This is a genomic window from Bradyrhizobium sp. (genome assembly GCF_049586575.1).
Taxonomy (GTDB): Bacteria; Pseudomonadota; Alphaproteobacteria; order Rhizobiales; family Xanthobacteraceae; genus Bradyrhizobium.
Genome location: NZ_JBAVCF010000095.1, coordinates 1 through 26,918 on the forward strand (window position 1 = coordinate 1; position 26,918 = coordinate 26,918).

The following is a 26,918-nucleotide window of genomic DNA, read 5'->3' on the forward strand; positions in this document are numbered from 1 at the left end:
CAATTTGACCTGGCTCAATTGGGGCGCGTTGACCAGCAAGCGGCTAAAACCTGCACTCTTCCGTAGTTTTACGGAGTTCTCCGGTTTTCTACTTAGGGGAACGGCCTGAATTTCGAAGTTGCCGGAAATCGGCAAACTCTCCACGAACGATCGAAAACCGGAGTTTTGCCATGCTCACCACCGTCGCAACCGCCAAATCCCCGATCTACGCTCGCCAGGCCGTCCCGGCTGCCGCAACCGAGGATACCCTCGGACTGTTGGGTGCACCGATGCGATTTGCCCGCAACAACGAAATCTATGGCGAGGATGAGCCGGCCGAGTATCTCTACCAGGTCATTTCCGGCGCGGTGCGGACCTATCGCATGTTGGATGACGGTCGTCGCCAGATCACCGCTTTCTATCTGCCCGGCGATGTTTTTGGCGTCGAGGCTGGAGACAGTCATTTGTCTTCGGCTGAGGCAATCTGCGACGCGCAGATTCTGGTTGCCAAGCGCAGCGCCGTGATGGCTCGCGCGGAGCACGAAAAGAACCTGGGCCGGCAGCTTTGGATGTTGACGGCTCGCGAGCTTCAGCGGGTCCAGGAGCATTCGCTGGCGCTCATCAAGAGCGCCGAGGAGCGCGTCGCCGGCTTCCTGCTCGAAATGGCGGGTCGCAACTCGGCTGGCGCCGCGGTCGAGCTGCCGATGTCGCGCCAGGATATTGCCGACTATCTGGGACTGACGATCGAGACGGTGTCACGGACCTTCACCCAGTTCGTGCACTCCGGCAAGATTTCGCTGGAAACCTCGCGGCGCATCCAGCTTCGCAACCGCCTCGCGCTCAACCGGCTCAACGCCTAAGGGTGAAACTCAGATCTTGAGAAAGCGGTACGATCATGCACGATCGTGCCGCTTTACTTCAGAGCTGTGGCTTTGCTCTATTCGTTGCGTTTCGTACCCAGCACCTTGCCACGTACCGGATCTATGAAGTGGATTCCCGAACAGGCAAGGCAGGAGACCGGTTCATACCGTGGTTCGGCCGCGCTGAACATCTCTTCCGCAAATAGTCCCTGAACCTTCTGACCTGTTCGTGGGCAATCAAACAAGGCGGGGCGCCAGCGCTGCCGATCGGTCATTTCTTGTTCCAAAACTGCAGCGCCCAGAATTCGTGTGTGCCCGGGCAGTCCTCGAAAAACTTGATTTGCAAGGTTCAAGCCGCCTTGTGATAGGGCGGCTTGGTGTCAATTGTTGCCTGCTTGGCCACTGCCTTGTTGCGGAGCCATTGGCTTGTGGCGTGATCGGCCCAAGCGACTGCGGTAGCGAAAACCAGAAACATGACGCATACGCCGATCGCGACCAGGAGCGAATCTGTCGGCATGGTTGTTCTCCTCTCCTGTTCTGATGAATTAAAATCGGACGAAATGTGCAGCGGCCATTTGATCTGGATCAAAAGGAGGCCCGCCGCTGCAGCTCGCTGGAGGATCCCGGAGACCGCGGCTGTATTATTGCGCTGCTTCGATATCTTCCGGCGACTCCACATAGAAGCCGGAATAGGTGTCGACGAAGCAGAGGTGATCGTGTACGTCCTTGACGCCCGCGGTATTTTGAGCGGCTACAATCGTGGCTTGCCGGGCCTTGTCGGTTGTAATAATCCCATGCAAGTGGACTATTCCCTTGCGGACGGTCACTTCGAAGCCGATAGGACGCCAGTCGTTCGCGTTGACCGCGCGAGTGATACGATTGCGAATGTGGTCGTCGTCCGCCGTCGGATCCGGGATTTCGTGCGCGATGCTGGCGACGGCCTGCAGCAGGTTGGAACGGGTGACGATTCCCTTAAGCGTGTTGCCGCTCATTACAGGCACCCGCTTGATTCCTTTCTTCTCCATCAGCCTGACGAGGTCTTCGAGCGGCGTCTCTTCGCCGACGGTGACCGGGTTCTCGGTCATGACGTCCTCGACCTTGCGTCCGCGTTCACGAACAAAGTCCGCTGCCACTCTCCCGGGGCCAATCAGAAATTGCAGCCAGACCGGTCGCTTGCGTCCGGTTCCGATCTCGCTGCGGCGAAGGAAATCGCTTTCCGAGACGATGCCGACCAATTTCCCTGCCTCATCCATCACGGGCAGGCCGCTGATATGAGTCTGCAACATGATCTTGGCCGCGTCCTCGATCGAAGTATGCGGCGTGACGGTAATAACGTCCTTGGTCATAATCTGATGAGCGCGCATGGCATGTCTCCGTTGAATTCTGTTTTTTCAGCATAGAACCGCTCCCGGATCGCGCTTTGAGATAGCTCAATGTGGCGAGGGGCGGCCGGTTCGTCACTCCAGGGTCTTGAGGAAGGCAATGAAATCGCCGATCTGATCGCCATCGAAGCGGAACTCCGGCATGGTCGGATGTCCGGTCACGATGCCTTCTGCCAGTGACTCCTCCAGCATCCCGACGGGATAGCGCTCGTGCAGGGTCCGGAACGGGGGCGCGATCTTCAGCGGACTCGGGCTTACCTTGTCAATGGCATGACATCTCGCGCAATAAGTGAGCGCGAGGCGTTTGCCTTGCTCAGCGTTGGAGGCCCGCGAAGAAGGAGCGCCGGATGCGGCGATGAGGAAAGCGAAGATGCCGCTGACAACGGCCCGTCTGTAATGGGGCATGGATACCCTCAGGTTAAGGTCCCGGGCATCAGTCCATTTGATCTCTAGGACGAGCGCCCCGAAGGGGCCATTTGAACCGGCTGCAAAGTACTGCGATTGATCGAGGTCAAAGATGCAGGCCTGGTCCCAAAAAAACGAGGCGCAGGATGCGAGTCTCGATCTTCAATGCGACATCAGGGCCGGCACCGTCATGCACCGGAACATGTCGCGGGTGACCCCTCCTAGTACGGTTTCTTTTAAGCGCGAATGGCCAAAGCCGCCCATGATGAGCAGATCGAGTCCTTCGTCGGCGGCCGCGGATAAAATTGTTGACTGAATGCGGGAATGGTCAGCCTGGAGGGAGAGGGTCTTTGCCGGCAAACCACGGCTTGCAAGGTGCGCCAAGAGCCGCTCTGGCGATGTCTCCGCAGAAACTGGTTCATTGACGGTCAGAACCGTAAGCGCATTGGCCCTGGAAATCAGGGGCATCGCGTCCCGCAAAGCGCGCGCTGCCAGCCGGCCGCCATCCCATAGAATCCCGATGCGGTCGATGCTCAAGGCCCCATGAAACGTGTAGGGAACGACCAGAACGGGTCCACCGGACCGAAACAGGAGTTCCTGCGGCATCAAGTTGTCGTTGGTCGCATCCGTAAGCTCGGGCTGCGAGACGATCGTAAGATCAGACAGCCTTGCGGTCGCGCCAAGAATGTCGGCCGCCTCGGCGAATGTGCCACCAAATGGGCGGCACCTATAGGCGATCTGCGCCGCCTTCGCCTCAAACTCAAAAACGGCGAGAGCCGCCCGGGCGCGCTCCACTGCTTGCTGGTGCTGGGCCTCGAACAGCGGCGCCATAGCAACACCGCCTTCGGCAACAAAGGGAACGTCATTGACGGACTCATAGCCGACAGCGATGGCCTCGAGGGGGGCGCTACAGGTCATTGCCAACGAAACGGACCCATCGATCGCCGGACGCGGCGAGCGTTCGGTCGGGATATGCACCAGCAGATTCCTGTACATGATGGCTTTCCTCAAGGTTGCGAGCGGCGATAGTTTAATCAAAGCATTCGCCCTGCCTCCCCAATTTGATGCACGTCAAAGTCCAATTCTGCTGCGCAGATTATCGTTTTCTCAGCAAGTTTAAAAAGAGACTGAAAATGGCGCGTGTGGCATTGGTGACGGGCGGGACAAGAGGCATTGGTGCGGCCACGGCGCGCGCGCTGAAGGCATCGGGCTACGTTGTCGCCGCAACCTACGCCGGAAATGCCGAGGCCGCCCATGCGTTTCAGGCCGAGACGGGCATCACCGTCCAACGGTGGGACATTAGCGATTTTGATGCCTGTACCCTCGGCGTAAAGGCCGTTGAAGCAGCGCTCGGGCCGATCGATGTCATGGTGAACAATGCAGGCATCGCTCGCGACGCAGCGTTGCATAAGATGACACGAGAGCATTGGGACGCCGTCATCCGCACCAACCTAGATGGTCTGTTCAATATGTGCCGGCAGGTGATCGAGGGCATGCGTGAACGGAAATTCGGCCGCATCATCACAATCTCGTCCATCAACGGTCAGAAAGGCCAGTTCGGCCAGACGAACTATTCGGCCGCCAAGGCAGGTGAGCTCGGATTCACGAAGGCGCTTGCCCTCGAAACTGCCCGGTTCGGAATCACGGTCAACGCGATTTGCCCCGGCTATATCCATACCGACATGCTGGACGCTGTACCGGCCGACGTCATGGAGAAAAGCATCTTGCCGCAAATTCCCCTCGGCCGTCTCGGTAGGCCAGAGGAAATTGCCCGCGCGGTACTGTTTCTCGCGTCTGAGGACGCGGGTTTCATCACCGGCTCGACGCTTTCCGTCAACGGCGGTCAGTATCTGAGCTGAGCGCCGAATCAAGACAGAACATCAGAAGAGCAGAGAGAAGCAAGTGACACATCCGGCGCAAGCAGCCCAAGTTCACTGGCGAGCCGTCATCTGGATCGATCATATGACGGCGAAGATATTCGCCATGGGACTGACTGGGGTGAGCGCGAGCACAGTGCGCGCTCATCTTTCTTCATCCCATCTGCACCATCATTCGAATGCGATCGGATCTGGCCATGTCGAGCAGGATCCTGCGTTTCTCTCGGCGATCGCCAAAGCTGTCGAGGCCTGCAACGATTTCCTGATCCTTGGACCCGGGATCGAGAAGGCAACTCTCATGCATTATTTGCAGTCGTCGCGGCCGGAACTCACACTTCATCTGGAATCCAGCGATCATCCGACAGATGAGGAGATCATCGCCATCGGTCGGAAGCATTTCAACCTCGCCGAGCCCCGCGCTTGAAGCGGCCCGGTTATCCGAAAAGGAGCTCATCATGTCGGCTTCGGCACCAGCACGCGTCCTACCCAACTCGGTGCACGAACCGGTTGAGGCAGTTGTGCCCCAGGAGAAGAAGGAGTTGTCTTCAAATGCTTCAATTGCTACCGACTCAGTAGATCGAGCTTTTCACGCGGCTCTGGCGCGGTTTACGGGAGGTCTCTCGCCCGCCGCTATCGCACTGGCATTCGCCGATTGGCAGCTTCACCTGCTCGGTTCTCCCGGAAAGCGCGCTGCGCTGGCAGGGCAGGCCATTCAGAATGCCTTGGGGTTTGCGAATGCGCTGGTGCCGAAGCACGCCAGGTTCGAACCGTGGTCCGTCATCAAGCCGCCTGCGACGGACCGTCGCTTTGCGGGCCGCGATTGGGAACTGCCCCCGTTCAACTTGCTGGCGCAGGCCTTTCTGTTGGCTGAGGATTGGTGGCATTCGACAACGACCGATATCCACGGACTTGCGCATTCCAACGCTGCGATCGCCGATTTTGTTCTTCGGCAGAGCCTGGATACGGTCGCTCCTACAAATTTCGTCTTCAGCAACCCCAAGGTGCTGCGAAAAATCATGGAGACCGGGGGCGGCAATTTCGTCTATGGCCTGCACAACTGGATCGAGGACTGGTTGATGCTGCTGAGGAGCGGCGGCCCCGGTAACGATCAGCGATTTGTCGTCGGCAAGGACGTCGCGGTCACCCCGGGCAACGTCGTTTACCAAAATGAATTGATCGAGCTCATTCGATATACGCCGACGACACCGAGCGTGCGGCCCGAACCCGTGCTGATCGTGCCCGCCTGGATCATGAAATATTATATCCTTGACCTGTCGTCGCACAATTCGCTGGTGCGGTTTCTGGTCCAGAACGGCTTCACCGTTTTCATGATTTCCTGGAAGAACCCGACATCCGAAGACAGGAATCTCAGCCTCGAAGACTATCGGGAACGCGGGGTCGACGCGGCGGTCGCCGCCATCAACGAAATGATGCCTGAGCGAGCAATCCATGCCGCAGGCTATTGCCTTGGCGGCACGCTGCTGTCGATCGCGGCGGCGCGGCTGGAACGTGATCGTCCGGACTGTCTCCGCTCAGTGACGTTGCTGGCCGCCCAAACTGATTTCACGGAAGCCGGCGAGCTCACGCTGTTCGTCAATGAAAGCCAGGTCGCTTTTCTTGAAGACATGATGTCGCAGCGGGGCGTGCTTGGTCCTTTACAGATGGCTGGCGCCTTCCAGATGCTGCGCTCCAACGACCTGATCTGGTCGCGCATGGTACATGATTATCTGATCGGCGAGCGGGCGCCGCCGAGCGACCTCATGTCGTGGAATGCCGATGCCACACGCATGCCATATCAGATGCATTCGGATTATCTGCGTCATCTGTTCCTGGATAACGATCTGGCGGAGGGGCGCTACAAGGTTGACGGCAGGGCGATTGCTCTGTCCGATATTCGCAAGCCGATGTTTGTCGTCGGCACTCTTCGCGATCATGTCGCGCCGTGGAAGTCAGTCCACAAGATCCATTTTTTGGTGGATGCAGACGTCACCTTCGTATTGGCCAACGGCGGACACAATGCGGGAATTGTTGCCGCGCCGGACGAGGCGGAACACAGTTATCAAGTGCTGACGAAAAAGTCCGGCGATCCCTACGTCGGTCCAGAAGAGTGGGCCAAGCTCGCACCATCCCACGAGGGATCGTGGTGGGAGGAATGGGTGCGGTTCCTTGCCGCGCGGTCCGGTCCGCCGGTTGCGCCGCCATCACTCGACAGGTCGTCGCCCGAGGCGCCCGGATCCTATGTGCTACAGCACTGAAAGGCTCCCAACCTATTCGGGTGATAGGAAGGCCTTGCTTCGCTCGAGGGTCTGGGCGGGCGAACCGGAGGCATCGACGGTGGACCAGTCGATTTTTCCGATCTGGTAATCTTCCTGACCGGCGGCGACTTCTGTCGTCGCATCCGACGCGTCATTTCTGCGCAACTTGATACGATTTAGGCGGACGGCAAGATCGGCGGTTAGAAAGAGAGGGCGGAAATCTGCGCCTATATCTCCGGCCGCCTTTGAGAGTTCATTCCGCTCGGACTCTTTCAAGAAGGCGGCGTCGACCACGACGGAAAACCCCTGGTCAAGGATCTGCCGGCTGCGTTCAGTAAGTGTCCGATAAACCCGCGCGGTGACTTCCTGCCCGTAGGCGGCTTCCGGCAAGGCCACGAGTGGCGGGCTTCCGAACAGCTCCTTGCGGATTACATCCGAACGCAGAACGACTGCGCCGGGAAGCGGCGGCAACAGCGCTGCCAGCTCCCTCGCCAATACGCTCTTTCCAGTTCCCGATTTCCCGCCGATCGCGACCAGCGACGGTCGAACTGGCTCGAAGTAGCGCAGCGCGAGATCGAAATAAGCTCGCGCATCCTCTGCGTCGTGGCTGCGGTCTAGCGCAAGGCGACGTTTGGTGAAAAGGACGTTGGCGCGGATTGCCGCGCGCATGGACAAAAAGAGCGGCAATGGCCGGAGTGCGTTGCCGTTTTCCGGCCAGCTTGTCTGCAGGTAACCGTTGAAAAGCCGGTTGGCACAGGCTGTCAGGCCGAAATGGCAGAAATCCATCAGCGGAAAGGCCAGATCATAAAGTATGTCAGTGGTCGCGATCGCTGGATCAAACTCGATCGCGTCAAAAAGTATCGGCTGTTCATCGATCAAGACAATATTGCCGAGATGTGCATCGCCGTGGCAACGGCGAACCATGCCTTCCGAGGCGCGTACGCGCAGGAGTTGCCAATAGTCGCCGAGCTCTTGCTGGCTCAGTGCAACAAGCCGCTGGACCTTGTCGCGAGGAAGCTGCGGCTCGCTGAGGAATACCTTCGTATTTCGATCAATGATCTCTGAAATCGAGGCGAGCCAGCTCTCACCATCGGAAACGGTTGCTTTTTGGTGAGCGCTGCGAAGTGTCGTAGCAAGCGTCTCGGCAAGCTCTGGCGCAATATCACCGGCTTCGGCCAAGTGGTCGAAAGTCTTTTGCTCATCGAATCGCGACATTTCCACGGCCCATTCAACCGCAGGACCCTCGCCGTCGATTTCGAGACCGCTTTTTCCTCGCGTGATAGGAAGGACCCGCCGGTAGAGTTGTGGCGCGAAGCGGCGGTTGACGATCAGTTCCTCTTCACAAGCTTTCTTGCGCTTCTCAATCGTTGAGTAGTCCAGGAAGGGAAGGCGGATGGCCCGCTTTACTTTTAAGGCTCGATCCTTTCCGAGAAAAACGATCGAGGCGTGGGTGTCGACGCGCGTGCAGGTCGGATCGCTGTCGCCTAGAAATCCTAGGACCGCTTCCTGATCGTTGTCGTGCGTTGCCTGTTCAGGTTGCGTCATGGAAGCAATACCGCGGCGCCCACAAGTTTTCCTTCGCGCAGATGGGCGAGTGCTTCGTTCGCCTGGCTGAGGGGAAAGGCAGTCGTATGCGTCTGGATCTTGACGTTGGCGATCGCCTTGAAGAAGTCGGCGCCATCCTTGCGGGTCAGGTTGGCGACCGACAGGACCTGCCGTTCGCCCCAGAGGATATGGTAAGGAAAGGTTGGAATGTCCGACATATGGATACCGGCGCAGACGACGCGACCGCCCTTGCGTACGGCGCGAAGAGCCTGTGGCACCAGAGGTCCGATAGGTGCGTAAATGATCGCCGCATCCAGTTCGGTAGGAGCGAGGTCTTCCGAAGCCCCGGCCCAGGTCGCGCCGAGTGAGAGAGCCAATTGTTGAGCTTCGGTGTCGCCACGCCGGGTGAAGGCATAGATTGTGCGCCCTTGCGCGCGCGCCACTTGAGACACGATATGGCCGGCGGCGCCAAAACCGTAAATGCCGATCGTGCGAGCTTCACCGGCCATCACCAGCGATCGCCAGCCAATGAGACCAGCGCAAAGCAGGGGTGCGAGCGCGGCGTCATCTCCGTCCTCGCCAAGAGGAAAACAATATCGCGCGTCTGCGACCAGATGACTGGCGAAGCCGCCGTCCCGCGTGTAGCCGGTAAACTGGGGGCGGTCGCAAAGGTTTTCCTTAGCGGCGCGGCAGTAGAAGCACTCGCCGCAAGTAAAGCCGAGCCACGGAACGCCGACGCGCATGCCGATCGTTAGATCGGTAACGCCGTCTCCCAGCGCGTCCACCCTGCCGACGGCTTCATGACCCGGGATGATGGGATACGGGATATCTGGCAGTTCCCCATCCACGACGTGCAGGTCGGTCCTGCAGACGCCGCAGCCGCTCACCTTGACGCGGACTTCGCCTGGCCCGGGTATCGGGTCTGGCCGCTCCAGCGGCACTAATCTTTCGCCGCGTCCGGGAAGAACCATCGCATGCATGTCACTTATTTCCCATCATAATCAATCCAATCTCACCGCTATTGCTGTCTTCAAGTTTGATCTCGGTCAAAGCCGAACCGCAGCCGGGACTCTAGAAAAGTGATATGCTCTTTTTCGAAGGAAAACGGCAATGTACGAATTCCTCCAGGAAACCGTCGGCGACTACATGACCCGCACGGTCCGAAGTGTTACTCCCGAAACCACGGTTGCTGACCTCTACCGGCTTTTCGCTGCTGACACCTTCGAAGCCTATCCGGTCGTGCAAGACGACACGCTGGTCGGGATGGTTTCAAAGCTGGACGCTCTGAAGCCGTTCGCCTTTACCGAGGATCAGCTCGTACCGCACTACAAAGATGGTATGGCCGCCACGGTTGACGAAATCATGTCTGCCGACGTCATTGCGGTCGAGTCTGAAACCCATTTGCAGCGCGTCCTTGAACTGATGATCAAGCATCGCGTCAAGAGCCTTCCTGTCGTCGACGAGTGCAAGAATCTTCTGGGCATCATCGCGCGCGAGGACATCATGCGAGCCATGGCGCTCTCTGTGCTGCAGTATCCGCCGTCGCTGCCTTTCGCGGAAGCCTGATGTCGACCTTCGGCCTTGAGCGCATTTTCACACCGAAGCGCGTCGCTGTCGTCGGCGGCAGCCCGAGATCCCCCTCGATCGGGGCACTCATCCTGAAGAACCTTGCCAAGGGTGGATTCTCCGGCGAGATTGCGGTCGTTAATTCGCGTTATGACCAGATAGGCGAGCTAAAGACCTATCCGAATTTGAAAAACTTGCCGTTTGTCCCAGACCTGATCGTCGTCACCGCGCCGGCACCGGCTATTCCCGAGATTATCATTCAGGCCGGGAAGCTTGGGGTAGCTGGCGCGGTCATTATCTCGTCCGGTCTTGGACATGGCCCCGGATCGATCGCAGAGGCGGCGGAGCAGGCTGCCCGTGCTCATAAGCTGCGAATTGTCGGTCCGAATTGTCTTGGCATCATGTTTCCGGGTGTCGGGTTGAACGCGAGTTTCGCCGCACGTCATCCGGCACCGGGCTCACTGGCGTTGATTTCGCAGTCGGGTGCGATCGCGGCTGCAATGGTTGACTGGGGAGCTGAGAAATCGGTGGGTTTCTCGGGAATCGTCTCGATCGGCGATCAGCTTGATGTCGATGTTGCCGATCTTCTCGATTACTTCGCGCTGGACGATAAGACTCGCGCGATCCTTCTATACCTTGAAGCGGTCACGGACGCGCGCAAATTCATGTCGGCCGCCCGCGCTGCGGCGCGCCTCAAGCCGGTCGTCGTCGTCAAGTCCGGCCGGATGGCGCAGGGTGCGAAGGCCGCCGCAACCCATACTGGCGCGCTCGCAGGTTCAGATGCCGTGTACGATGCCGCTTTCCGCCGCGCGGGATTGTTGCGCGTGCTCGACTTGCGCGAACTGTTCGATTGTGCCGAGCTACTCGGCCGCCATGTTCGTGGGCCTGGCGGTAAAAACCTGACGATCCTGACAAATGGCGGTGGCATCGGCATCCTTGCTGTCGATCGGCTTGTGGAACTTGGAGGCACAGCACCGCCTCTTGATCCGGTGGTATCCGCAAAACTGAATGAGGTGCTGCCGCCGACCTGGTCGAAGGCCAATCCGATTGACATTGCGGGCGACGCCGATGCGGACCGTTACCTCAACGCGTTGGATGTCGTGCTCAACGATCCGTCAAGCGATGCGGTCCTGGTGATGAATGTCGAAACCGCAGTAGCGCCAGCCGACCGTATCGCCGAGGCAGTCGCGAAGCGCGTGAAGGCTAATCGTACGACGGCAGGAGCGTCGTCGAAACCAGTACTGGCCGCCTGGGTCGGTACCGACCAGCGCGTTGCACAGATCTTCGACCAGGCGGAGATTCCGCTTTTCCCGACCGAGGACGATGCCGTGCGCGCCTTCATGCACCTCGTCAAGCATCGCGAGGCGACGGAAGCACTGCTGGCGACTCCGCCGGACGTGTCATCACTCTTCACGCCGGATGTTAGCGTTGCCAGAAAAATTGTTGGCGACGCGTTGAGGGACGGTCGCTCATGGCTTGATCCGATCGAGATCGCGGGCCTCTTCAAAGCCTACGCCATTCCGATGGTGCCCACCCTGGCCGCGGGCAGTCCCGACGAGGCGGTTGCGATGGCTGAGACGTTCCTTGCCCAGAATATTGCGGTCGCGATCAAGATATTGTCGCGCGATATCACCCACAAATCGGATGTTGGCGGTGTCGTTCTCGGCCTGACGACAAAGCCTGACGTCCGCGACGCGGCAGCCAGCGTCATGGCCAATGCGAAACGTGCTAGGCCAGAGGCTCGCATTGAGGGCGTAATGGTCCAGCCGATGATCGTGCGCCCCGGAGCGCGTGAGCTGATCGTCGGACTCACCGACGACCCCACCTTCGGCCCGGTCATAGCGTTTGGCCGTGGTGGGACGGCGGTCGAGGTCATAAACGACAAGGCGCTGGCGCTACCTCCCCTCGACATGAATCTGGCACGTAGCCTCATTGGCCGGACGAGGGTCTCACGGCTGCTGGTGGCCTATCGGGACGTCCAGGCCGTCCCGCCCGATGCCGTACCGTTGATCCTGGTGAAACTGTCGCAAATGGCGGCCGATCTGCCGGAAATACATGAACTCGATATCAATCCTTTACTGGCGGACCAAAATGGAGTTCTGGCCCTCGATGCGCGTGTCGGCATCAGCATGCCGGCCGCGAAGTTTGCCGGACGGACGCGGTTTGCGGTTCGGCCCTATCCGACCGAATGGGAGCGTCAATTGCAATTGAGGGACGGTCGGACGGTTTGCGTGCGCCCAATGCGGCCGGATGACGAGCCCGCGATAGTGAGGCTCTTGCAAAACGTGTCGCCAGAGGATTTTCGGCTACGGTTCTTTCACTCCGTCAAGGAATTTTCGCACCAATTTGTGGGCCGACTTACTCAATTGGATTATGCGCGGGCCATGGCTTTCGTTGCACTCGATTCGGTAAGCAAAGAAGTTATTGGTGTCGTCAGGTTGCATTCGGATTCTCGCTACGAGACAGCCGAATACGCCATCCTGCTTCGTTCTGAACTGAAGGGAAAAGGCCTGGGCTGGGCCTTGATGCAGCTCTTGATCGAGTACGCGCGTGCCGAGGGTTTGAAATCATTGTTTGGTGAGGTTCTCAACGAAAACACCACTATGCTCGCAATGTGCCGCGAGTTAGGGTTCAAGGTTACCAGTGATCCGAAGGATCTCCATGTGCTGGTAGTCTCGTTCGATCTTGGAGGGGCTGTAAAGGAAGTGTCGGCCCAGCGTGTAAGCTAACCATCGCTGCTTAAATCGGCAGTTTATCCGGAACAGTGCCGAATCTTCTAAGCACTGTTATCTGAGCTTCCGGATAGCCGGTTCGCACGAACGCAACAGCGCCCGCATGCCCGAGTATTTGCCAGAAACCCTTGGCACGCTCGATGGCCGACGCAGGTGTAGCGCATTTGAAGGGCTGGCCCGCGACGATGCCATCGTCGGTTAGGTCGAAGGGTATGGCGATAAAGTGAGTAATCTCGCTCATCGCGTTTCCTAAAGCGGGTAGCCGCGACTAAGACCGATGCAACGCGATTTCGAAGGCTAGAGTGGCAATACGGAAACGATACGGTAGACTTTCGGGCCATCGTGCTCGTGAACAGAGACATACTCGCCCGGCTCAAATCGTTCATCGTCAAAATGGGCGCCTGTTTCATCCGGCATGCTTCCCGCTATGTCGTAACGGAATCGCCAGCTGCCGCCGGGACCGTGAACGAGATGGCCGAGGCTGTCCTCGCCGCCGGGACGTCTCCTTATGACGCGGCAAGCGTCCTTGTGCTTTTTGGCAAGCTCGCCGTCAATCCGGGACTCGGAATCGAGCGGCGCTATCAGGATATAGGCGGTCCCGCTGTCACCCTCGGGATGGTGGGGATCGCGCGCCCGCTCAAAACGGATGGAGCGAAAGCCGTGAGGCAGCTCAGTGTTGAGGATCGGTTTGAAGGCGGGGCGATTCATCTGTTGCTCCAGGTGATGTCAGGCGGCTTCGTTCGCGGTCATTTCGGCTTTGTGCTTGTGCAACCGTTCGATTACCAGCGGAATGAGAGGCTGCGCGCGACCCCAACAAAAGGCGCCGCGAGCGCCAGAATGAGCGCTTTTCGAGTGCAACACTAAGGGAAAATGTCGTTGTCCGGCTTTGATCTGCATCAAATGGGTGAAGATGGATCATTGCGCTGTGTCAAAGGAGCGCTTGCAACACCCGGCTAGCTTTCTTCGACCGATCGGAGGATCCTGCGTGACCGCTCAGCCAGATTTGATTGTCGTTCACGACGAGCACGTTACGCTTCGTCCGAGCGGTGCGTGGACACTCGCGAACATTGAAGTCTTGGAGCAACTCTGCCAACGCCGGCTTCCTTCGGAGGTCGAAACGATCGATATTAGCGAGGTGACCGAGCTCGACACGGTGGGAGCTTGGCTATTCGAGAAACTTTCGCGGCAATGTTCCTCGGCATCGGTTAACGTGAGCTTGACCGGTGTCTCCGAATCCGACGCTGGTCTCATGCGGGAGGTGCGAGGCGTCAATCGCAGCCAGCCTGCCGCTCAGCGGCGAAACAGCCTCGTCCTGGATCTCCTGGAGCGAATCGGGCGCGGGGCCGTCGCGGAGAGCGCAAGTTTTCTGCAAATGCTCGGTGCCGTCGGAGTAGCCTTGCTTGGTGTGCTGCGCCATCCGCGTTCCCTCAGGCTGACGTCGACCGTCTATCAGCTCTACAAGGTCGGATGGCTGGCAATTCCGATCATGGTGCTCATCACCTTCCTGATCGGCGCGATCATCGCTCAGCAGGGTTTTTTTCATTTCCGCAAATTTGGCGCCGAGTCATATACCGTCGATATGGTCGGAATCCTGGTGTTGCGTGAGATTGGCGTACTCATCGTTGCGATCATGGTCGCAGGCCGGTCCGGCAGCGCCTATACCGCCGAGCTCGGTTCGATGAAAATGCGCGAAGAGATCGACGCGCTGAGCACGATGGGTCTTGATCCGGTCGCTGTGTTGATTTTACCGCGCGTCGTCGCACTGATCATAGCGTTGCCGATCCTGACATTCATCGGGTCGATGGCAGGGTTATACGGTGGTGAGGTGGTCGCTCAGTTTTACGGCGATATGGCGCCGGCCATTTATATCGAGCGGCTGCGTGAGGCGGTCTCGGTCACTTCCTTCAAGGTCGGCATTCTCAAGGCTCCTTTTATGGCGCTGGTGATCGGCATTGTGGCCTGCACCGAAGGCTTGCGGGTGCAAGGCAGCGCCGAGTCGCTCGGCAAGCAGACCACAACCTCCGTGGTGAAATCGATCTTCCTCGTGATCGTTCTCGACGGGTTGTTTGCCGTATTCTTCGCCTCCATCGGGATGTAGCCATGCCCGACGACAACATCGCCATCAGCGTCCGCGACCTCGTGGTCGGGTTCGGCAAACATACAGTGATTGACCACCTTACCCTCGATGTACGCGCAGGCGAAATCATTGGGCTGGTCGGCGCGTCTGGCGGGGGTAAATCGGTTCTGATGCGAACGTTGATCGGGTTGTTGCCGAAGCAGGGCGGTGAAATCACGTTTGCGAATGCTGTGGCCAAGGAGGGACAGCGTCGCGGCGTGTTGTTTCAGCAGGGGGCGCTGTTCTCGGCGCTGACCGTCCGACAAAACATTCAGTTTCCCTTGAGAGAAGCGGCGCATCTTTCGCATGCACTACTTGATGAGATCGCCAACGCTAAGCTTGAGATGGTCGGCCTGAAGGCCGAAGACGGCGACAAATTTCCAGCGGAACTGTCCGGCGGCATGACCAAGCGGGTGGCTCTTGCGCGGGCGCTGGCGCTTGATCCGGCGCTCCTGTTCCTCGATGAGCCGACCTCAGGTCTTGATCCGATCGCTGCGGGTGAGTTCGATGCTCTCATCAAGACGTTGCAGCAAACACTCCGCTTTACGGTTTTCATGATCACTCACGATCTAAACTCGCTTGCGGCCGTCTGCGACCGCATTGCGGCGCTCGCGGACGGCAAGATCGTGGCGCTCGGACCCCTGTCGATGGTGCTGGCTTCGGATCATCCCTGGGTCAGAGCTTATTTTCACGGCGCACGTGCGCGAATGCTTCACCTTGAAGCCAATTGAGAGAGAATCATGGAAACCCGTGCTCCCTATGTCATTGTTGGCGCCTTCGTGCTTGCGACGATCGCAGCCGTATTCGGCTTTGTCTATTGGCTTAACAATGCCGGCGGCATAGGCAAGCGCGACACCTATCAGCTTGTCTTCAACGGACCGGTTCCGGGCCTGCTGGTTGGCGCAGGCGTCTTGTTCAACGGCATCCGGGTTGGAGAGGTCACTACACTGGAGATTGTTGCCGACCATCCCCATGACGTTCACGCGAGCATTGCGGTTACGGAACGCACGCCGGTTCGTGCGGACACCAGGGTCAGCCTCGAGTTTCAGGGGCTGACCGGCGTGCCGGTGGTCTCCTTGGAGGGGGGCGAAAATCCTTCAGCGCCCCCTGTTCAGGGTGCGCTAATCGCGGAAAAGGGGGCCGGACAGAGCATGACTCAAGCTGCGCGCGATGCGCTGCGCAAGGTCGATAGCGTGCTGTCGGACAATGCGGGCCCGCTCCATGATGCAATTTCAAATTTGAGCACCTTCACAGAAGGACTGGCACGCAATACGCCGAAGCTGGATGGCATCGTTTCTGGTCTCGAGAAGATGACCGGAGCCAGCACACCGCCACGCAAGATCGTCTACGATCTGCGCGCTGCGGATAAATTCGACGCGCCGAAAGTTCCACTGGAGCCCGGCTTGGCGATTATCGAGCCGACGGCGACAGCTCGCCTCCAAACACAGCGTTTTCTGTTTGCTCCCGATGAAGAGCCACACGATGATTTCGAAAACGTGCAATGGAGCGACAGCCTTCCAGCTCTTCTCCAGGCAAAGCTGTTACAGAGCTTCGAGAACTATGATATTGCGCACGCGCCGGTGAGAGGTGATCCCGCCGATCCGACCGGAAAGCGGCGTCTTGTGACTGATCTGCGGAAATTTGAAATCTCGACGGAATTGGAGCCTCGGGCGACCATTGCGCTGTCGGCCAAGATCATCAACGAAGCCGGGCAGATCAAGGCGGCGCGCATCATCGAGAAGTCGGCACGGGTGGATAGTCTTGCGCCGGCAACTGCCGCGAGCGCCTTCAACCGCGCCTTCGATGAGCTTGCTCGCGATCTAGTCGTTTGGGTTGCATCGGTGCGTTAAGTAATGGTGCTGTACGCCGGATAGACGGAGCAGTAAATGCAAAGGGCCGCGACGCTCGAAGACGCGGCCCGTCGCCGAAATGTTATCATTCAGAAGCCTAAGAAGTTCTCGCGTAGCGCGCTTTCGTACCTTTCTTTTGCCGCCTTGACGCGGTTCCGAATTTCTTCTTCCTTGAAGTGTGCGGCTTCCCACTTGTCGACCTCGGCAACCGTGTGATTGACTTAAGCTAGTGCTTCCTCCTGCTTGATCGAGTCGATCGACTGTTCGACTGCCGCTTTGTAAGCGGCTTGCATTTGATCCAGTTCAATATTGATTTCAGAGATATTCAGACCTGTCCGTGTAGGGATTACTGACCAGGGCAGCGCCGTTGGGCAAAGCTCTATATTAATCATGGCTCAGGAACTCCCTGCGATCTTGATTTTTTCGCAAAAGCTGACGACGAATATTTGTCAGCATTGTCATCTGTCCGTCATGATGCGGCGGAGCTTAGCGCTGAGCGAAAGCGAAGCAGCGACAGGATCAAGAATAGTGACGCGATCCCTGCGACTGCGACAAATTGCGGCCACACAACCTCGATGCCGGCGCCGCGGTACAAGATCGCCTGAGCGAACGATACAAAGTGGGTGGAGGGCGAAGCTTGCATGGCCATTGCGAGCCACGAAGGCATGCTCTCAAGTGGCGTCGCGTTTCCAGACAAAATGTTCATGGGGACCGCAACCAGCATGTACAGCAAGCCAAGCTGTGGCATGGATCGTGCGACTGTGCCTAGAAACAGTCCGACGGCAGTAGCAAAGAACAGGTATAGAATTGCGCCGAACATGAACAGCGGGATCGAACCCGCGATCGGCACCTCCAAAAGCAAGCGTACGACGAGATAGAGAGACAGGCCGGTGGCCAGCGCGATGACAAATCCGTTAGCCCAGATTTTCGACATCGCGATCTCGAACGGGCTCAAGGGCATCACCAGCAGATGGTCCATTGTGCCGTGTTCGCGCTCACGAACCAAGGCCGCGCCAGCCAGGATGATCGCCAGAAGGGTGACGCTGCCGATGATGCCCATGACGCTGGTGAACCAGGCGGTCGTCAGATTTGGATTGAACGCAATCCTGATGTCGAGGTTTGCCGGCCACGACGGGACGGGTTCTGCATGTGATAAGAACTGGGCTATCTCCGTGTTGATGATTTGCTCGGCGTAGCCTGAACCTAGCCCGGCCTGGACCATGGCTGTCGCATCAACGTTGACCTGGATTTCGGGTTGGTGTCCGGCCAGCACGTCGCGTTGAAAGTTTGGCGGAATATCCACGACGAAGGTGTACTTGCCTACGTCCATCAGATGCTCGACGTCAGCCTGGGCAAGCGCGACGGGTGGCTTGAAGTAGGGCAAGAGGAATGCATGGGTTATTCGTCGCGACAATTCCGAGTGATCTTCATCGACGATTCCGATCGAGGCATGATACAGCTCCTGGGAACTGCTTTGCGCCTGGCTGATGATGGCAAGTGAGAAGGAATAAATCACGAAGCCGAGCAGCACCCAGTCGCTTAGAACGCTGCGAAGCTCCTTCGTGCCGAGCCAAAAAATGTTGCTTAAGGTGCGCATCGACCTCTAGCGCTCCTGTTTTTGAAGCAACAGCATACTGATCGTCGTCAGCACCGGGATGAACACGATCAACATCAGGATGCTCGGTCCAAGATCCTCAAATCCCAGTCCCTTGGTGAATGTGCCGACGCTGATTGGACGAAAATAGCTCATTGGGAAACAGAGTCCGATGATCTGCGCCATGCCCGACAATGACGACACTGGGGTCATCATGCCGGAGAATTGCTGGGCCGGCAGAATGGTGAGAATGGCAGTCCCAAACAGCGCGGCAATCTGGGTCTTGCAGAAGGTCGAAATCAGCATGCCATAACCGGTTGTCGTGAAGACGTATATGACCGTGCCGATAACGAGCGCTAGGAAGCTGCCTTTCAGGGGCACCTTGAACAGGAGTATTGCCATTATGAACATGACGAAAAAATTGATCAGGGCGACGGCGACGTAAGGAAGCTGTTTTCCCAATAGAAATTCGAGCCGGGTCACCGGCGTGACATAGAGGTTCGTGATCGATCCGAGTTCTTTCTCGCGGACGACCGCAAGCGCCATCAGGATCGCAGGAAACAAGGCAAGCATCATTGCGATCGTCGAGGGCACCATCGCAAAGACGCTGTCAAAATCCTGATTGTATTTGAATCGCACCTCGATATCAGCGGGCGGCGGCGATGTTGGCTGGGTCGTCTTCACGGCGGGGTCGCTCAAATAGAGCTGATGCATGCCCTGCAAGTAGCCTCGTATCGTCTCCGCACGGTAGGGCATGGCGCCATCGATCCAGACCGACACCCAGACCGGGCGTCCTCGCTTGAGGTCGACGCCGAAATTCGGGGGAATTTCGATGCTTGCATCGATGTCCGCGTTCTTGAGGCGCCGATCGATGTCGGCGTAATCGGCGAGCTGTGGCTTCTCGACGAAATAGCGCGATCCTCTCAGTTCCTCCAGGTAGGCGCGGCTTTCCGGGCTCTGGTCGCGGTCAAGAGCTGCAAAGGAGAGGTTGTTGACGTCGGTCGAAATGCCGAAGCCAAAAACAATCATCAAAAGCGCGGTGCCGAACAGCGCGAAGCTCAGGCGGATCGGATCGCGGAGCAGCTCGAGACTCTCCCGGATCGTGTACGCGAATAGCCTCTGGAAGCTGAAAGAAGGACCGCGAGGCCGGCTGGTTGTTGGCCTGGCCGAAGGTGTCTGATCGATCACGAGTGGCGAAGCAACAGGCGGCCGCTCTTGCTCGAGAAAGCTGATGAAGGCGTCTTCGAGATTGGCTGCCCTCCTTGCTTTAACCAGCTCGGCCGGCGTGCCGGTCGCAAGCACGCGTCCTTCATGCATGAGGGAGAGCCGGTCACACCGCGCCGCTTCGTTCATAAAATGCGTGGACACGAAAATGGTGATGCCTTGATTTCGCGACAGATCAATCAGAAGCTCCCAAAACTGGTCGCGTGCCAAGGGGTCGACGCCGGAGGTCGGCTCATCAAGGATAAGGAGTTCCGGTTTGTGGACCACCGCGACGGCAAGCGACAGCCGCTGTCTGATGCCGAGCGGAAGCTCGGAGGCCAGTTGGTCCATACTGTCTGCAAGGCCACATTTCTCGACCAGTTCGGCGATCCGTTTACTGGCGAAGGCACGAGGCAAGTGAAAAAGCCGCGCATGGAGGGAGAGGTTTTGACGAACAGTCAGTTCGCCGTAGAGCGAGAAGGATTGCGACATGTAGCCGACGCGGCGCCGGGCCTCTAGGTCATTGGCGTGCATCGTTTGGCCGAAGATCAGCGCCTCACCTTCCGAAGGCGGCAACAGTCCCGTCAGCATCTTCATGGTCGTGGTCTTGCCCGATCCATTCGAGCCGACAAATCCGAAGATCTCTCCACGACGGATGGAAAAGCTCGCGCGGTCGACCGCCGTGAAATCGCCGAACCGGCAAGTAAGCTCGCTGGCGACAATCACGGGCTCGGCGGCAGACTCGGGCCGTGGATTGATCGTTGCGAGGCTGGCGCCATGCGGATGATGGGGAAGGAGCGCAACGAAGGCCTCTTCGATCGACCGGGTTCCGGTGTTTGCCTTCAAATCCGCGGGCGAACCGGCCGCCAGAATTCTCGCGTTGTTGATTGCGATCAGCCAGTCGAACCGTTCGGCCTCCTCCATATAGGCGGTCGCAACGATCACGGTCATTCCCGACCTTCGGCCACGCAGGCGATCGATGAGGTCCCAGAATTGCCGGCGGGACAAGGGGTCCACGCCGGTCGTGGGTTCGTCGAGGATCAAAAGGTCGGGGTCATGAATGAGCGAACAGCAGAGCCCGAGCTTTTGCCTCATGCCGCCGGAAAGCTTTTTTGCCGGCCGATCGGCGAAGGGTGCAAGCCCGGTGCTGCCCAAGAGTTCCTGAATGCGAAAGGCGCGCTCCTCGCGCGACTGCGCGAACAGCCGGGAAAAAAACTCGATATTCTCCGTCACGCTCAGGTCCGGATAAAGATTCTTTCCGAGCCCCTGCGGCATGTAGGCAATCCGCGGGCATACTGAAGCGCGGGCGGCGGCGCTCGAGATGTCCGTGCCCAGAACGCGTACTTCACCCTGCTGAATCGCCCGGGCACCGGCCAGTATCGCGAGCAGTGACGATTTACCCACACCATCAGGCCCGATGAGCCCGACCAGCCGGCCTGCGGGCAGGGAAACCGATACCCGGTCCAGCGCCGCTACCGATCCGTAAGCATGGGATAGATCAGTAACGACGGCGACCGCGTCGTTGCTGTCGTTCATGGCGAACCCTGCAGGTTCTTGGGCCATTCGAGCGCCGGATCCCATCGGACATAGGCGAGGCCAGGCAGCCCGCTTCGGACCGCGTCGGCATGGGCGAGCAGACGTTCCTGATCGATCCGCAATCGGATGCGAAACATCAGCTTGTCACGCTCGGTCTGCGTTTCTACGGTCTTCGGCGTGAACTGCGCTTGGCTTGCGACAAACGAGACCTTTGCCGGAATCGGATGGTCTGGATAGGCGTCGAGAACGATCCGCGCATCGGCGCCGATCTTGACCTTGCCCGCTTCGAGTGTCGGCAGATAGATGTCGATATAGACATAGGACAGGTCCAGCATGGTGAAGACCTTGCCTCCAGCCGGAACAACCTCACCGATATTGGCCAGACGATATTGAATCCGCCCCGGTTTCGGCGCGACAAGCGTATTGTCAGCGATCTCTACCCTGTAAAAGCCTGCGTCGTGTTCGGCTGCCTCCAGGGCGTGCCGTGAAACCAGAACCCTGGCAGTCGCGGCATTGAATCCGGCAATCGCGCCATCGAGCTGTTGCTGACGTTGATCCGCGATTTGCTGCGTAGTCCAACCATTCTTTAAAAGCGTGCGGGTACGATTCATTTCCTGCTCTGCGAGCTTCCTCTGCGTTTCTTGCTGGATCAGGTTGGCCTCGGCTTCTTCGACAGCACGTTGGGCCTGGCGAATCTGCGCCTCCGATTTTGAAAGAGACTGTTGGAGATCCTCGGTGTCCATCCGCGCCAGAACCTGTCCGGGTGCGACCCTGTCGCCGATGTCGACCAGAAGCTGCGTTACGCGCCCGGCGAACTTCGTGTCGATATCGACCTCGTCGGCTTCGATACGGCCGTTGCCTAAGCTGATTCCGAAGGGAAGAGGGGGATGGGCCTGCCTCCAGGCGTAATACCCCGCACCACCACCGGCGCCTGACAGGCAAACAAGGGCGACCCAGATCCACCGAAGCCGGCGTGCGGGTCGCGGCTTCTGAACAAGCGGGAGGTGCCGGGAATCGAGTGGTACGAGCGAAGGTGACGTTGACTCCTTCGGCAGTTGGTCCGCCAACTCGTTGGAAATTTGCATTTTTCCGGCCCTGATTTGGGTAACCTAGCCAGTTTTGCATTGCCAGATGCGTCCGTGTTTGACTTGGCTCAATCCGTTGGCGCCGGTCTTCTTGACCCAACTCAAACCCCGGCTCGTGCTATCCCGGGAAAATTCGTCCCATTGCTGCGGTCGCAGGAGATGGCCTACGATCGCTCTTTTTTGCTGGAACGAGGTCAAGCACCGTGCAGTCGTCCGAGGAAAGCGGAAAGAAACCTCAGCCCGTAAACACAATTCTTGCCGTTTTGGGTCGCCTGAAGGAGCACCCACTGGCACGGCTCGGTCCGGGGCTTATCACCGGCGTAGCCGATGACGACCCTAGCGGCATCGCCACTTACTCCCAGGCAGGGGCCCAATTCGGCCTTAACATGCTCTGGACGATGCCGCTCGCGTATCCACTCATGGCAGCGATCCAGATCATGTGCGCGCAAATCGGGCGAGCGACCGGTAAGGGGCTGGCCGCCAATATCAAGACATCGTTCCCGCCGATTGTACTCAAGGGCGTTGTCTTGCTTTTACTGATCGCTAACACGCTGAATATCGCCGCTGACGTAGCAGCCATGGGCGAGGTCGCGGAGCTCGTCAGCGGTTTCGATCGCCATCTCATGACCGCTGTGTTTGTAACTGGAACGCTGCTGCTTCAGCTTTTTGTGCCTTATCATCGCTACGTCTTTTTTCTTAAGTGGTTGACGCTTTCGCTGCTGGCCTATGCCGCCGTCCTGTTCACCATCGAGGTGCCGTGGGCAGAAGTGGCGTTAAGAACGGTCTGGCCGAAGATGACGTTAAATTTTAGCGCAGCCACCGTGATCGTTGGCATCTTCGGTACGACGATCAGCCCATACCTCTTCTTCTGGCAGGCTTCTGAAGAAGTGGAGGACATGCACGCAAGGCACGGCATGTCGCTTTTGGAAAATCCGAACGCGGCCCCGGCCGAACTCCGGCGCATTCAGTGGGATACTTGGAGTGGGATGTTATATTCCGATCTCACGGCTTATTTCATCATTCTGGCCACCGCCGTCACGCTGAACGTGTCTGGAATTACCGACATTGAAACCGCCGCTCAGGCGGCGACCGCGCTGCGACCACTTGCGGGCGATTTTGCCTTTCTTCTGTTCGCGCTTGGAATCCTTGGCGTCGGAATGATCGGCGTGCCGGTACTCGCGGGTTCCGCGGCCTATGCGCTTGCCGAGGCGATGGGGTGGCAATCGGGCCTTGAACGGAAGGCGCAAGACGCGCGCGGATTCTATGGCGTGATCGCCGTCAGCGTGCTTGCCGGATTATTCATCCAGTACTCGCCGATCAGCCCGATGAAGGCCTTATTCTGGAGCGCCGTAATCAACGGTGTGGTGGCAGTCCCGCTGATGGTCGTAATCATCCTGATCGCTTCCAGGAAGTCGGTGATGGGGGCGTTCACTTCGGGCTGGAAAATCGTGACTCTGGGCTGGATCGGAACAGCGATCATGGGGTTGGCGGCAATCCTGATGCTTGTGCCCGGCTAACGAGTGTGGCGGCCGGCCACAAACGCGATCGAGCAATCGCGGGCAGCGAATGGCTTACTTTTTCATTTTCATGATGTACGCGGCAAGGTCTTGCGCATCATTCTGCCGGAGCGGAAGGTTCGGCATCGTGGCGTGCGGTAACATCAGGAAGGAAGCGATAAGTTCGGGAGTCATGCCTGGCTTCTCCGCAATCGCCGCAAATGAAATGACGTAGGTTTTTTTGGTCGTGGGTGTACCAATTGCGTGACAGCTGGCGCACCACCGTTCCGCCAGCCGCTGACCGTTTTCCACATCTTGCGCCGACGCCGCGGCGCAATTGAACAACACAATTGCGATCGCTAAACGCAGTATTGCGGGACGCATTTGAATTCCCCGATTGTCGCGAGTTGAACTACTCCTGAAACCGACCAGCCAGTTGACGCGTGACCGATAGCTGAGGGCGCTCGAAGGCCGATATCAGGTCTAACCAAACGAGCTTTGATCCATCTCAAACTTCTGCGTTTGATCTAGGAAAATTCGAGCTGTCAACGTCGCGCGAGTAAGAAGGCGACCTGTCGATGATGCGAGTAGCGTTCCATCGGACTCGAGCAAGTGTGCCCTTGCGGCCTTGATGCTGCTCGTCTGTTCGATAGTGCAGGTTATAGGAGGTGAGGTGCCGGTTGCCGGCGGGCCCATTACTCAAACACTTGCGCCGCTAGTCAGGCAAGTTAAGCACTCCGTCGTTACCGTTAAGGCAACCGTGCAAGCCTTGGAGGCGTATCTACCAACTGGTCCTGGTTCCGAATTTCCTGACGGCCCGCTGCCGGTAACACGGGAGGTGCACGGTGGCGGGATAATCGTCGATGCCGGTCGCAGCCTTATTGTAACAAGTGAACATGTCGTGAAAGGAGCAGAAGCGATATCGGTGCTCCTGTTCGACGGTCGCCGTTTCGCTGCGCGCATTATCCTGACAGACCAAGAATCCGATCTCGCCTTTCTCAGAATCGACGCTGCGGGCTTGGTGGCCGGTACGGTCGACTGCGCCAACGATGCGGAGTCCGGTGACTTCGTTCTGGCGATTGGTGATCTACTGGGACTTGAATACAGTGCGAGCTTTGGAATAGTAAGCTCTCTCCAATTGATCTTGGCTAGGTGTTTCAGGCAATGACCTCATCCAGACAGGCGTCCTGCTCGATCGCGGAAGTTCCGGGGACCGCTGTTCAACTTGCGCGGCGAAATCATCGGGATCAATATTGTGCGAGCTAATGATACTATAAGCGGGCGAAGCTTCGGGTTTGCCGCGCCGGCTTGCGCCATTGTCGGGATTTGGCTGAGGGTGCAGAAGGCGGACTAAGTGTCGCGAACTGGTGGCTGACTTTCCATTTTCACGATGTGCGCGGTAACGCCCTGCACATATTCTGCTTGGGCGGCGAGCTTGGCTAGGTTGGGAAGTGATGCCAGGCTTGTCTGCAGCCGCCGCAATTGAGATCACGTAAGTCGTTTTTGCGGGCCATTATCAAGGCTGCCGCTTGAATATCTGTCCTCGTACTCGGCGAAAGTCAGTCGCGAAATCGACTGGTCGGGCCGGAGCAAGGCAAGTAAATGACGACGCGGGAAGAGGGGGCCGGATATGAAAGGTCGATTGGCGCGGCGAGCGGCCACCGTCAGAACTTGCCGATTGTCACCGTCGTTGCAGTTCTTTGTTTGGTCGCGAGCCTGCATTTGGCGATTTGGGGTCTGGCAGAACCACGCACGGCTGCGGCACAGGTCGAAGCGCAGCTGGCGAGCGTTTCGTACAACCGGTTCGCCAAACGATCTTCCGGGAATCTGGCTGTGTCCGAGGCGCAGATCCGCACCGATCTCACCGCGATTGCCAAACAGGCAAAGGCGGTACGTACTTATGCTTCAACGCAAGGCCTGGAAAGCGTTCCAGAGATCGCGGCTCAACTTGGGCTAACGGTCACGTTGGGCATCTGGATCGATAAGGATCAAGCGCGAAACGAGCGCGAGATCGAGACCGCCCTTGACCTGGCGCGGCGCAACCCCAACGTCACCCGGCTGGTCGTGGGCAATGAAACAATCTTCCGGCATGAACACACTGCGGCCGAACTTGCTGAAATTGTCCGCCGCGTCAAGCGAGAGAGTCCGGTGCCGGTGGCAACCGCCGACCACTGGAAGACATTTGTTGACCATCCAGAACTCGTTGACGCCGTGGACCAGGTCTTCGCTCACATCATCCCATATTGGGAGGGATTGCCGAAGAAAAGCGCCGTCAAGGGATCGCTCGCGATCTACAACGAACTGCGTACAGCATATCCGGGGAAGAAGATCGTCATCGGGGAGTTTGGCTGGCCAAGTGCGGGTCATAATTTCGAACGCGCCGTCCCGGGTCCGCTCAGCCAAGCCAGCGTGCTGCGCAACTTCGTTGCCGAGGCCAACGAACTCGGCATCGACTACAATATTGTCGAGGCCATCGATCAACCGGAAAAGATTTTCGAGGGCAACGTCGGCCCCTATTGGGGTATCCTCGATGCGTCGTTGCGTCCAAAATTTGCGTGGACCGGAGCGCTTGTCGACGCTGACTACTGGAAGGCAGCTCTGCTGGCAGTCCTTGTTGGCTCTTTTTTCTCGGTCTCGATTCTGGCGCTTCCGGGAGCGACCATTAGCCAGGCAATGGTGCTTGCCGGAGCTGACCATTTGATCGGTGACTGGTGCGCGGGCGTACAGGTGTACTGGCACGACCACTATCTCCTGCATGGCGAGGTGATCACATTTGCGATCGCGCTTCCGTTGCTGGGTCTGCTGGCGCCGATTGTACTGTTCCGGGTGCACGAGATGACCACCGTCGCGCTCGGGGGCAAACCATTGCGGCTGTTGAATTTGTTATCGCCGATACTGGACGTTCGCGCGCCGAAGGTCTCGATCCACATTCCTGCCTATCGAGAGCCTCCCGACATGCTGCTGCGTACGATCGATTCGGTGGCGCGGCTCGATTACCCGGATTTTGAGTGCGTGGTCGTCATCAACAACACGCCGGATCCGGCATTCTGGGAGCCGATCGAGAAGCGCTGCCGCGAGCTCGGGCCGCGTTTCAAGTTTGTTTGCGTCCAGAATCTCGAGGGATTCAAGGCCGCCGCGCTACGGCTCGCGATAACGCAGACCGCCGCTGACACCGAGATCATCGGGGTCATCGACGCCGATTACGTAGTTGATCCACATTGGCTCAAGGATCTGGTCCCCGGCTTTGCTGACCCGACGGTTGGACTGATCCAGGCACCGCAGGATCATCGTGACGGCTGCCGCAGTTCGATCCACGCCGCCATGAACGCCGAATATGCCGGCTTCTTTGACATCGGGATGGTCGAGCGCAACGAGGTCAACGCCATCATCGTCCATGGCACGATGTGCCTGATCCGCCGCACCGCAATGGACGCAGC

At 58.4% G+C, this 26,918-nt stretch carries 26 protein-coding genes; 12 read left to right on the forward strand and 14 right to left on the reverse strand.

Annotated features, from left to right (window positions below):
* The first annotated feature begins 170 nt into the window (after nucleotides 1-170).
* A complete protein-coding gene (locus tag WB528_RS03270) occupies nucleotides 171-839 on the forward strand; it encodes a helix-turn-helix domain-containing protein (RefSeq protein WP_423886996.1) in 669 nt (222 codons plus the stop codon).
* Nucleotides 840-916: 77 nt separating this feature from the next.
* On the opposite strand, the gene WB528_RS03275 is transcribed toward WB528_RS03270, so the two are convergent.
* The 5 genes from WB528_RS03275 to WB528_RS03295 all read right to left on the reverse strand — a co-directional run bounded on the left by WB528_RS03275 (nucleotide 917) and on the right by WB528_RS03295 (nucleotide 3,622).
* Entirely contained in the window at nucleotides 917-1,114 is a 198-nt protein-coding gene (locus tag WB528_RS03275) for a hypothetical protein (protein ID WP_423886997.1), read from the reverse strand.
* Between the two features lie 74 nt (nucleotides 1,115-1,188).
* Entirely contained in the window at nucleotides 1,189-1,356 is a 168-nt protein-coding gene (locus WB528_RS03280) for a hypothetical protein (protein ID WP_423886998.1), read from the reverse strand.
* 124 nt (nucleotides 1,357-1,480) lie between these two features.
* A complete protein-coding gene (locus WB528_RS03285) occupies nucleotides 1,481-2,203 on the reverse strand; it encodes a CBS domain-containing protein (RefSeq protein ID WP_423886999.1) in 723 nt (240 codons plus the stop codon).
* Nucleotides 2,204-2,296: 93 nt separating this feature from the next.
* Nucleotides 2,297-2,626, reverse strand: coding sequence for a c-type cytochrome (locus tag WB528_RS03290; RefSeq protein ID WP_423887000.1), 330 nt, complete (start codon nucleotides 2,624-2,626; stop codon nucleotides 2,297-2,299).
* A 162-nt stretch (nucleotides 2,627-2,788) separates the two neighbouring features.
* Complete coding sequence (locus WB528_RS03295; protein WP_423887001.1) at nucleotides 2,789-3,622, reverse strand: universal stress protein; 834 nt, start codon at nucleotides 3,620-3,622, stop codon at nucleotides 2,789-2,791.
* Between the two features lie 137 nt (nucleotides 3,623-3,759).
* On the opposite strand from WB528_RS03295, the gene phbB reads away from it, so the two are divergent.
* From phbB to WB528_RS03310, 3 genes are read left to right on the forward strand one after another with little or no spacing between them, the layout of a single operon-like run.
* Nucleotides 3,760-4,485, forward strand: a complete 726-nt coding sequence (phbB, locus tag WB528_RS03300) for an acetoacetyl-CoA reductase (RefSeq protein ID WP_423887002.1) — start codon at nucleotides 3,760-3,762, stop codon at nucleotides 4,483-4,485.
* Nucleotides 4,486-4,528: 43 nt separating this feature from the next.
* Nucleotides 4,529-4,927: a hypothetical protein gene (locus tag WB528_RS03305; RefSeq protein ID WP_423887003.1), complete on the forward strand. Its 399-nt coding sequence runs from the start codon at nucleotides 4,529-4,531 to the stop codon at nucleotides 4,925-4,927.
* A gap of 31 nt (nucleotides 4,928-4,958) precedes the next feature.
* Nucleotides 4,959-6,758, forward strand: a complete 1,800-nt coding sequence (locus WB528_RS03310; RefSeq protein ID WP_423887004.1) for a PHA/PHB synthase family protein — start codon at nucleotides 4,959-4,961, stop codon at nucleotides 6,756-6,758.
* Between the two features lie 12 nt (nucleotides 6,759-6,770).
* Here WB528_RS03310 and WB528_RS03315 read toward each other — a convergent pair whose 3' ends face one another.
* Both WB528_RS03315 and WB528_RS03320 read right to left on the reverse strand, forming a co-directional pair.
* Nucleotides 6,771-8,303 (reverse strand): AAA family ATPase, encoded by a 1,533-nt coding sequence (locus tag WB528_RS03315; RefSeq protein WP_423887005.1) that lies wholly within the window; start codon nucleotides 8,301-8,303, stop codon nucleotides 6,771-6,773.
* Nucleotides 8,300-9,283: a zinc-dependent alcohol dehydrogenase family protein gene (locus tag WB528_RS03320; protein WP_423887006.1), complete on the reverse strand. Its 984-nt coding sequence runs from the start codon at nucleotides 9,281-9,283 to the stop codon at nucleotides 8,300-8,302. Before WB528_RS03320 ends, WB528_RS03315 begins: the two co-directional genes overlap by 4 nt.
* Nucleotides 9,284-9,413: 130 nt before the next feature.
* Here WB528_RS03320 and WB528_RS03325 point away from each other — a divergent pair, with 130 nt between their 5' ends.
* Complete coding sequence (locus WB528_RS03325) at nucleotides 9,414-9,869, forward strand: HPP family protein (RefSeq protein WP_423887007.1); 456 nt, start codon at nucleotides 9,414-9,416, stop codon at nucleotides 9,867-9,869.
* Nucleotides 9,869-12,598, forward strand: a complete 2,730-nt coding sequence (locus WB528_RS03330) for a GNAT family N-acetyltransferase (RefSeq protein ID WP_423887008.1) — start codon at nucleotides 9,869-9,871, stop codon at nucleotides 12,596-12,598. Before WB528_RS03325 ends, WB528_RS03330 begins: the two co-directional genes overlap by 1 nt.
* A 10-nt stretch (nucleotides 12,599-12,608) precedes the next feature.
* Here the strand turns inward: WB528_RS03330 and WB528_RS03335 are convergent, their stop codons facing one another.
* Nucleotides 12,609-12,842 carry a hypothetical protein gene (locus tag WB528_RS03335; protein WP_423887009.1) on the reverse strand — a complete coding sequence of 78 codons (234 nt, stop codon included), beginning with the start codon at nucleotides 12,840-12,842 and terminating at the stop codon, nucleotides 12,609-12,611.
* Between the two features lie 56 nt (nucleotides 12,843-12,898).
* On the reverse strand, nucleotides 12,899-13,309 hold the full coding sequence (locus WB528_RS03340) for a hypothetical protein (RefSeq protein WP_423887010.1): 411 nt from the start codon (nucleotides 13,307-13,309) through the stop codon (nucleotides 12,899-12,901).
* 277 nt (nucleotides 13,310-13,586) lie between these two features.
* Here WB528_RS03340 and WB528_RS03345 point away from each other — a divergent pair, with 277 nt between their 5' ends.
* The 3 genes from WB528_RS03345 to WB528_RS03355 are packed head-to-tail and all read left to right on the forward strand — an operon-like array spanning nucleotide 13,587 to nucleotide 16,567.
* Complete coding sequence (locus tag WB528_RS03345; protein WP_423887011.1) at nucleotides 13,587-14,699, forward strand: MlaE family lipid ABC transporter permease subunit; 1,113 nt, start codon at nucleotides 13,587-13,589, stop codon at nucleotides 14,697-14,699.
* Nucleotides 14,700-14,701: 2 nt separating this feature from the next.
* Nucleotides 14,702-15,448 (forward strand): ABC transporter ATP-binding protein, encoded by a 747-nt coding sequence (locus tag WB528_RS03350; protein WP_423887012.1) that lies wholly within the window; start codon nucleotides 14,702-14,704, stop codon nucleotides 15,446-15,448.
* A 9-nt stretch (nucleotides 15,449-15,457) separates the two neighbouring features.
* Nucleotides 15,458-16,567, forward strand: coding sequence for an ABC-type transport auxiliary lipoprotein family protein (locus tag WB528_RS03355; protein ID WP_423887013.1), 1,110 nt, complete (start codon nucleotides 15,458-15,460; stop codon nucleotides 16,565-16,567).
* A 221-nt stretch (nucleotides 16,568-16,788) separates the two neighbouring features.
* On the opposite strand, the gene WB528_RS03360 is transcribed toward WB528_RS03355, so the two are convergent.
* The 4 genes from WB528_RS03360 to WB528_RS03375 form a co-directional block, all read right to left on the reverse strand.
* The gene (locus tag WB528_RS03360; RefSeq protein WP_423887014.1) at nucleotides 16,789-16,959 is read right to left on the reverse strand and encodes a hypothetical protein; all 171 of its coding nucleotides are present in this window, start codon (nucleotides 16,957-16,959) and stop codon (nucleotides 16,789-16,791) included.
* A gap of 77 nt (nucleotides 16,960-17,036) precedes the next feature.
* Nucleotides 17,037-18,164, reverse strand: a complete 1,128-nt coding sequence (locus tag WB528_RS03365) for an ABC transporter permease (protein ID WP_423887015.1) — start codon at nucleotides 18,162-18,164, stop codon at nucleotides 17,037-17,039.
* A gap of 6 nt (nucleotides 18,165-18,170) precedes the next feature.
* Complete coding sequence (gene rbbA, locus WB528_RS03370) at nucleotides 18,171-20,900, reverse strand: ribosome-associated ATPase/putative transporter RbbA (protein ID WP_423887016.1); 2,730 nt, start codon at nucleotides 20,898-20,900, stop codon at nucleotides 18,171-18,173.
* Nucleotides 20,897-21,985 (reverse strand): HlyD family secretion protein, encoded by a 1,089-nt coding sequence (locus tag WB528_RS03375; RefSeq protein WP_423887017.1) that lies wholly within the window; start codon nucleotides 21,983-21,985, stop codon nucleotides 20,897-20,899. Before WB528_RS03375 ends, rbbA begins: the two co-directional genes overlap by 4 nt.
* A gap of 203 nt (nucleotides 21,986-22,188) precedes the next feature.
* Between WB528_RS03375 and WB528_RS03380 the strand changes: the two genes are divergently transcribed.
* Nucleotides 22,189-23,502 (forward strand): NRAMP family divalent metal transporter, encoded by a 1,314-nt coding sequence (locus WB528_RS03380; RefSeq protein ID WP_423887018.1) that lies wholly within the window; start codon nucleotides 22,189-22,191, stop codon nucleotides 23,500-23,502.
* A 54-nt stretch (nucleotides 23,503-23,556) separates the two neighbouring features.
* On the opposite strand, the gene WB528_RS03385 is transcribed toward WB528_RS03380, so the two are convergent.
* Nucleotides 23,557-23,865: a c-type cytochrome gene (locus tag WB528_RS03385; RefSeq protein ID WP_423887019.1), complete on the reverse strand. Its 309-nt coding sequence runs from the start codon at nucleotides 23,863-23,865 to the stop codon at nucleotides 23,557-23,559.
* Between the two features lie 289 nt (nucleotides 23,866-24,154).
* Between WB528_RS03385 and WB528_RS03390 the strand changes: the two genes are divergently transcribed.
* Complete coding sequence (locus WB528_RS03390) at nucleotides 24,155-24,649, forward strand: trypsin-like peptidase domain-containing protein (protein ID WP_423887020.1); 495 nt, start codon at nucleotides 24,155-24,157, stop codon at nucleotides 24,647-24,649.
* Nucleotides 24,650-25,314: 665 nt separating this feature from the next.
* The coding region (locus WB528_RS03395) for a glycosyltransferase (RefSeq protein WP_423887021.1) at nucleotides 25,315-26,918 on the forward strand (1,604 nt) is incomplete at its 3' end.

Bases quoted from the DNA above. Each gene is read 5' to 3' on its own strand.
- WB528_RS03270 (WP_423886996.1), top strand. From the start codon at position 171: ATGCTCACCACCGTCGCAACCGCCAAATCCCCGATCTACGCTCGCCAG.
- WB528_RS03275 (WP_423886997.1), bottom strand. From the start codon at position 1,114: ATGACCGATCGGCAGCGCTGGCGCCCCGCCTTGTTTGATTGCCCACGA.
- WB528_RS03280 (WP_423886998.1), bottom strand. From the start codon at position 1,356: ATGCCGACAGATTCGCTCCTGGTCGCGATCGGCGTATGCGTCATGTTT.
- WB528_RS03285 (WP_423886999.1), bottom strand. From the start codon at position 2,203: ATGCGCGCTCATCAGATTATGACCAAGGACGTTATTACCGTCACGCCG.
- WB528_RS03290 (WP_423887000.1), bottom strand. From the start codon at position 2,626: ATGCCCCATTACAGACGGGCCGTTGTCAGCGGCATCTTCGCTTTCCTC.
- WB528_RS03295 (WP_423887001.1), bottom strand. From the start codon at position 3,622: ATGTACAGGAATCTGCTGGTGCATATCCCGACCGAACGCTCGCCGCGT.
- phbB (WP_423887002.1), top strand. From the start codon at position 3,760: ATGGCGCGTGTGGCATTGGTGACGGGCGGGACAAGAGGCATTGGTGCG.
- WB528_RS03310 (WP_423887004.1), top strand. From the start codon at position 4,959: ATGTCGGCTTCGGCACCAGCACGCGTCCTACCCAACTCGGTGCACGAA.
- WB528_RS03315 (WP_423887005.1), bottom strand. From the start codon at position 8,303: ATGACGCAACCTGAACAGGCAACGCACGACAACGATCAGGAAGCGGTC.
- WB528_RS03320 (WP_423887006.1), bottom strand. From the start codon at position 9,283: ATGCATGCGATGGTTCTTCCCGGACGCGGCGAAAGATTAGTGCCGCTG.
- WB528_RS03325 (WP_423887007.1), top strand. From the start codon at position 9,414: ATGTACGAATTCCTCCAGGAAACCGTCGGCGACTACATGACCCGCACG.
- WB528_RS03330 (WP_423887008.1), top strand. From the start codon at position 9,869: ATGTCGACCTTCGGCCTTGAGCGCATTTTCACACCGAAGCGCGTCGCT.
- WB528_RS03335 (WP_423887009.1), bottom strand. From the start codon at position 12,842: ATGAGCGAGATTACTCACTTTATCGCCATACCCTTCGACCTAACCGAC.
- WB528_RS03340 (WP_423887010.1), bottom strand. From the start codon at position 13,309: ATGAATCGCCCCGCCTTCAAACCGATCCTCAACACTGAGCTGCCTCAC.
- WB528_RS03350 (WP_423887012.1), top strand. From the start codon at position 14,702: ATGCCCGACGACAACATCGCCATCAGCGTCCGCGACCTCGTGGTCGGG.
- WB528_RS03355 (WP_423887013.1), top strand. From the start codon at position 15,458: ATGGAAACCCGTGCTCCCTATGTCATTGTTGGCGCCTTCGTGCTTGCG.
- WB528_RS03360 (WP_423887014.1), bottom strand. From the start codon at position 16,959: ATGATTAATATAGAGCTTTGCCCAACGGCGCTGCCCTGGTCAGTAATC.
- WB528_RS03365 (WP_423887015.1), bottom strand. From the start codon at position 18,164: ATGCGCACCTTAAGCAACATTTTTTGGCTCGGCACGAAGGAGCTTCGC.
- rbbA (WP_423887016.1), bottom strand. From the start codon at position 20,900: ATGAACGACAGCAACGACGCGGTCGCCGTCGTTACTGATCTATCCCAT.
- WB528_RS03375 (WP_423887017.1), bottom strand. From the start codon at position 21,985: ATGCAAATTTCCAACGAGTTGGCGGACCAACTGCCGAAGGAGTCAACG.
- WB528_RS03385 (WP_423887019.1), bottom strand. From the start codon at position 23,865: ATGCGTCCCGCAATACTGCGTTTAGCGATCGCAATTGTGTTGTTCAAT.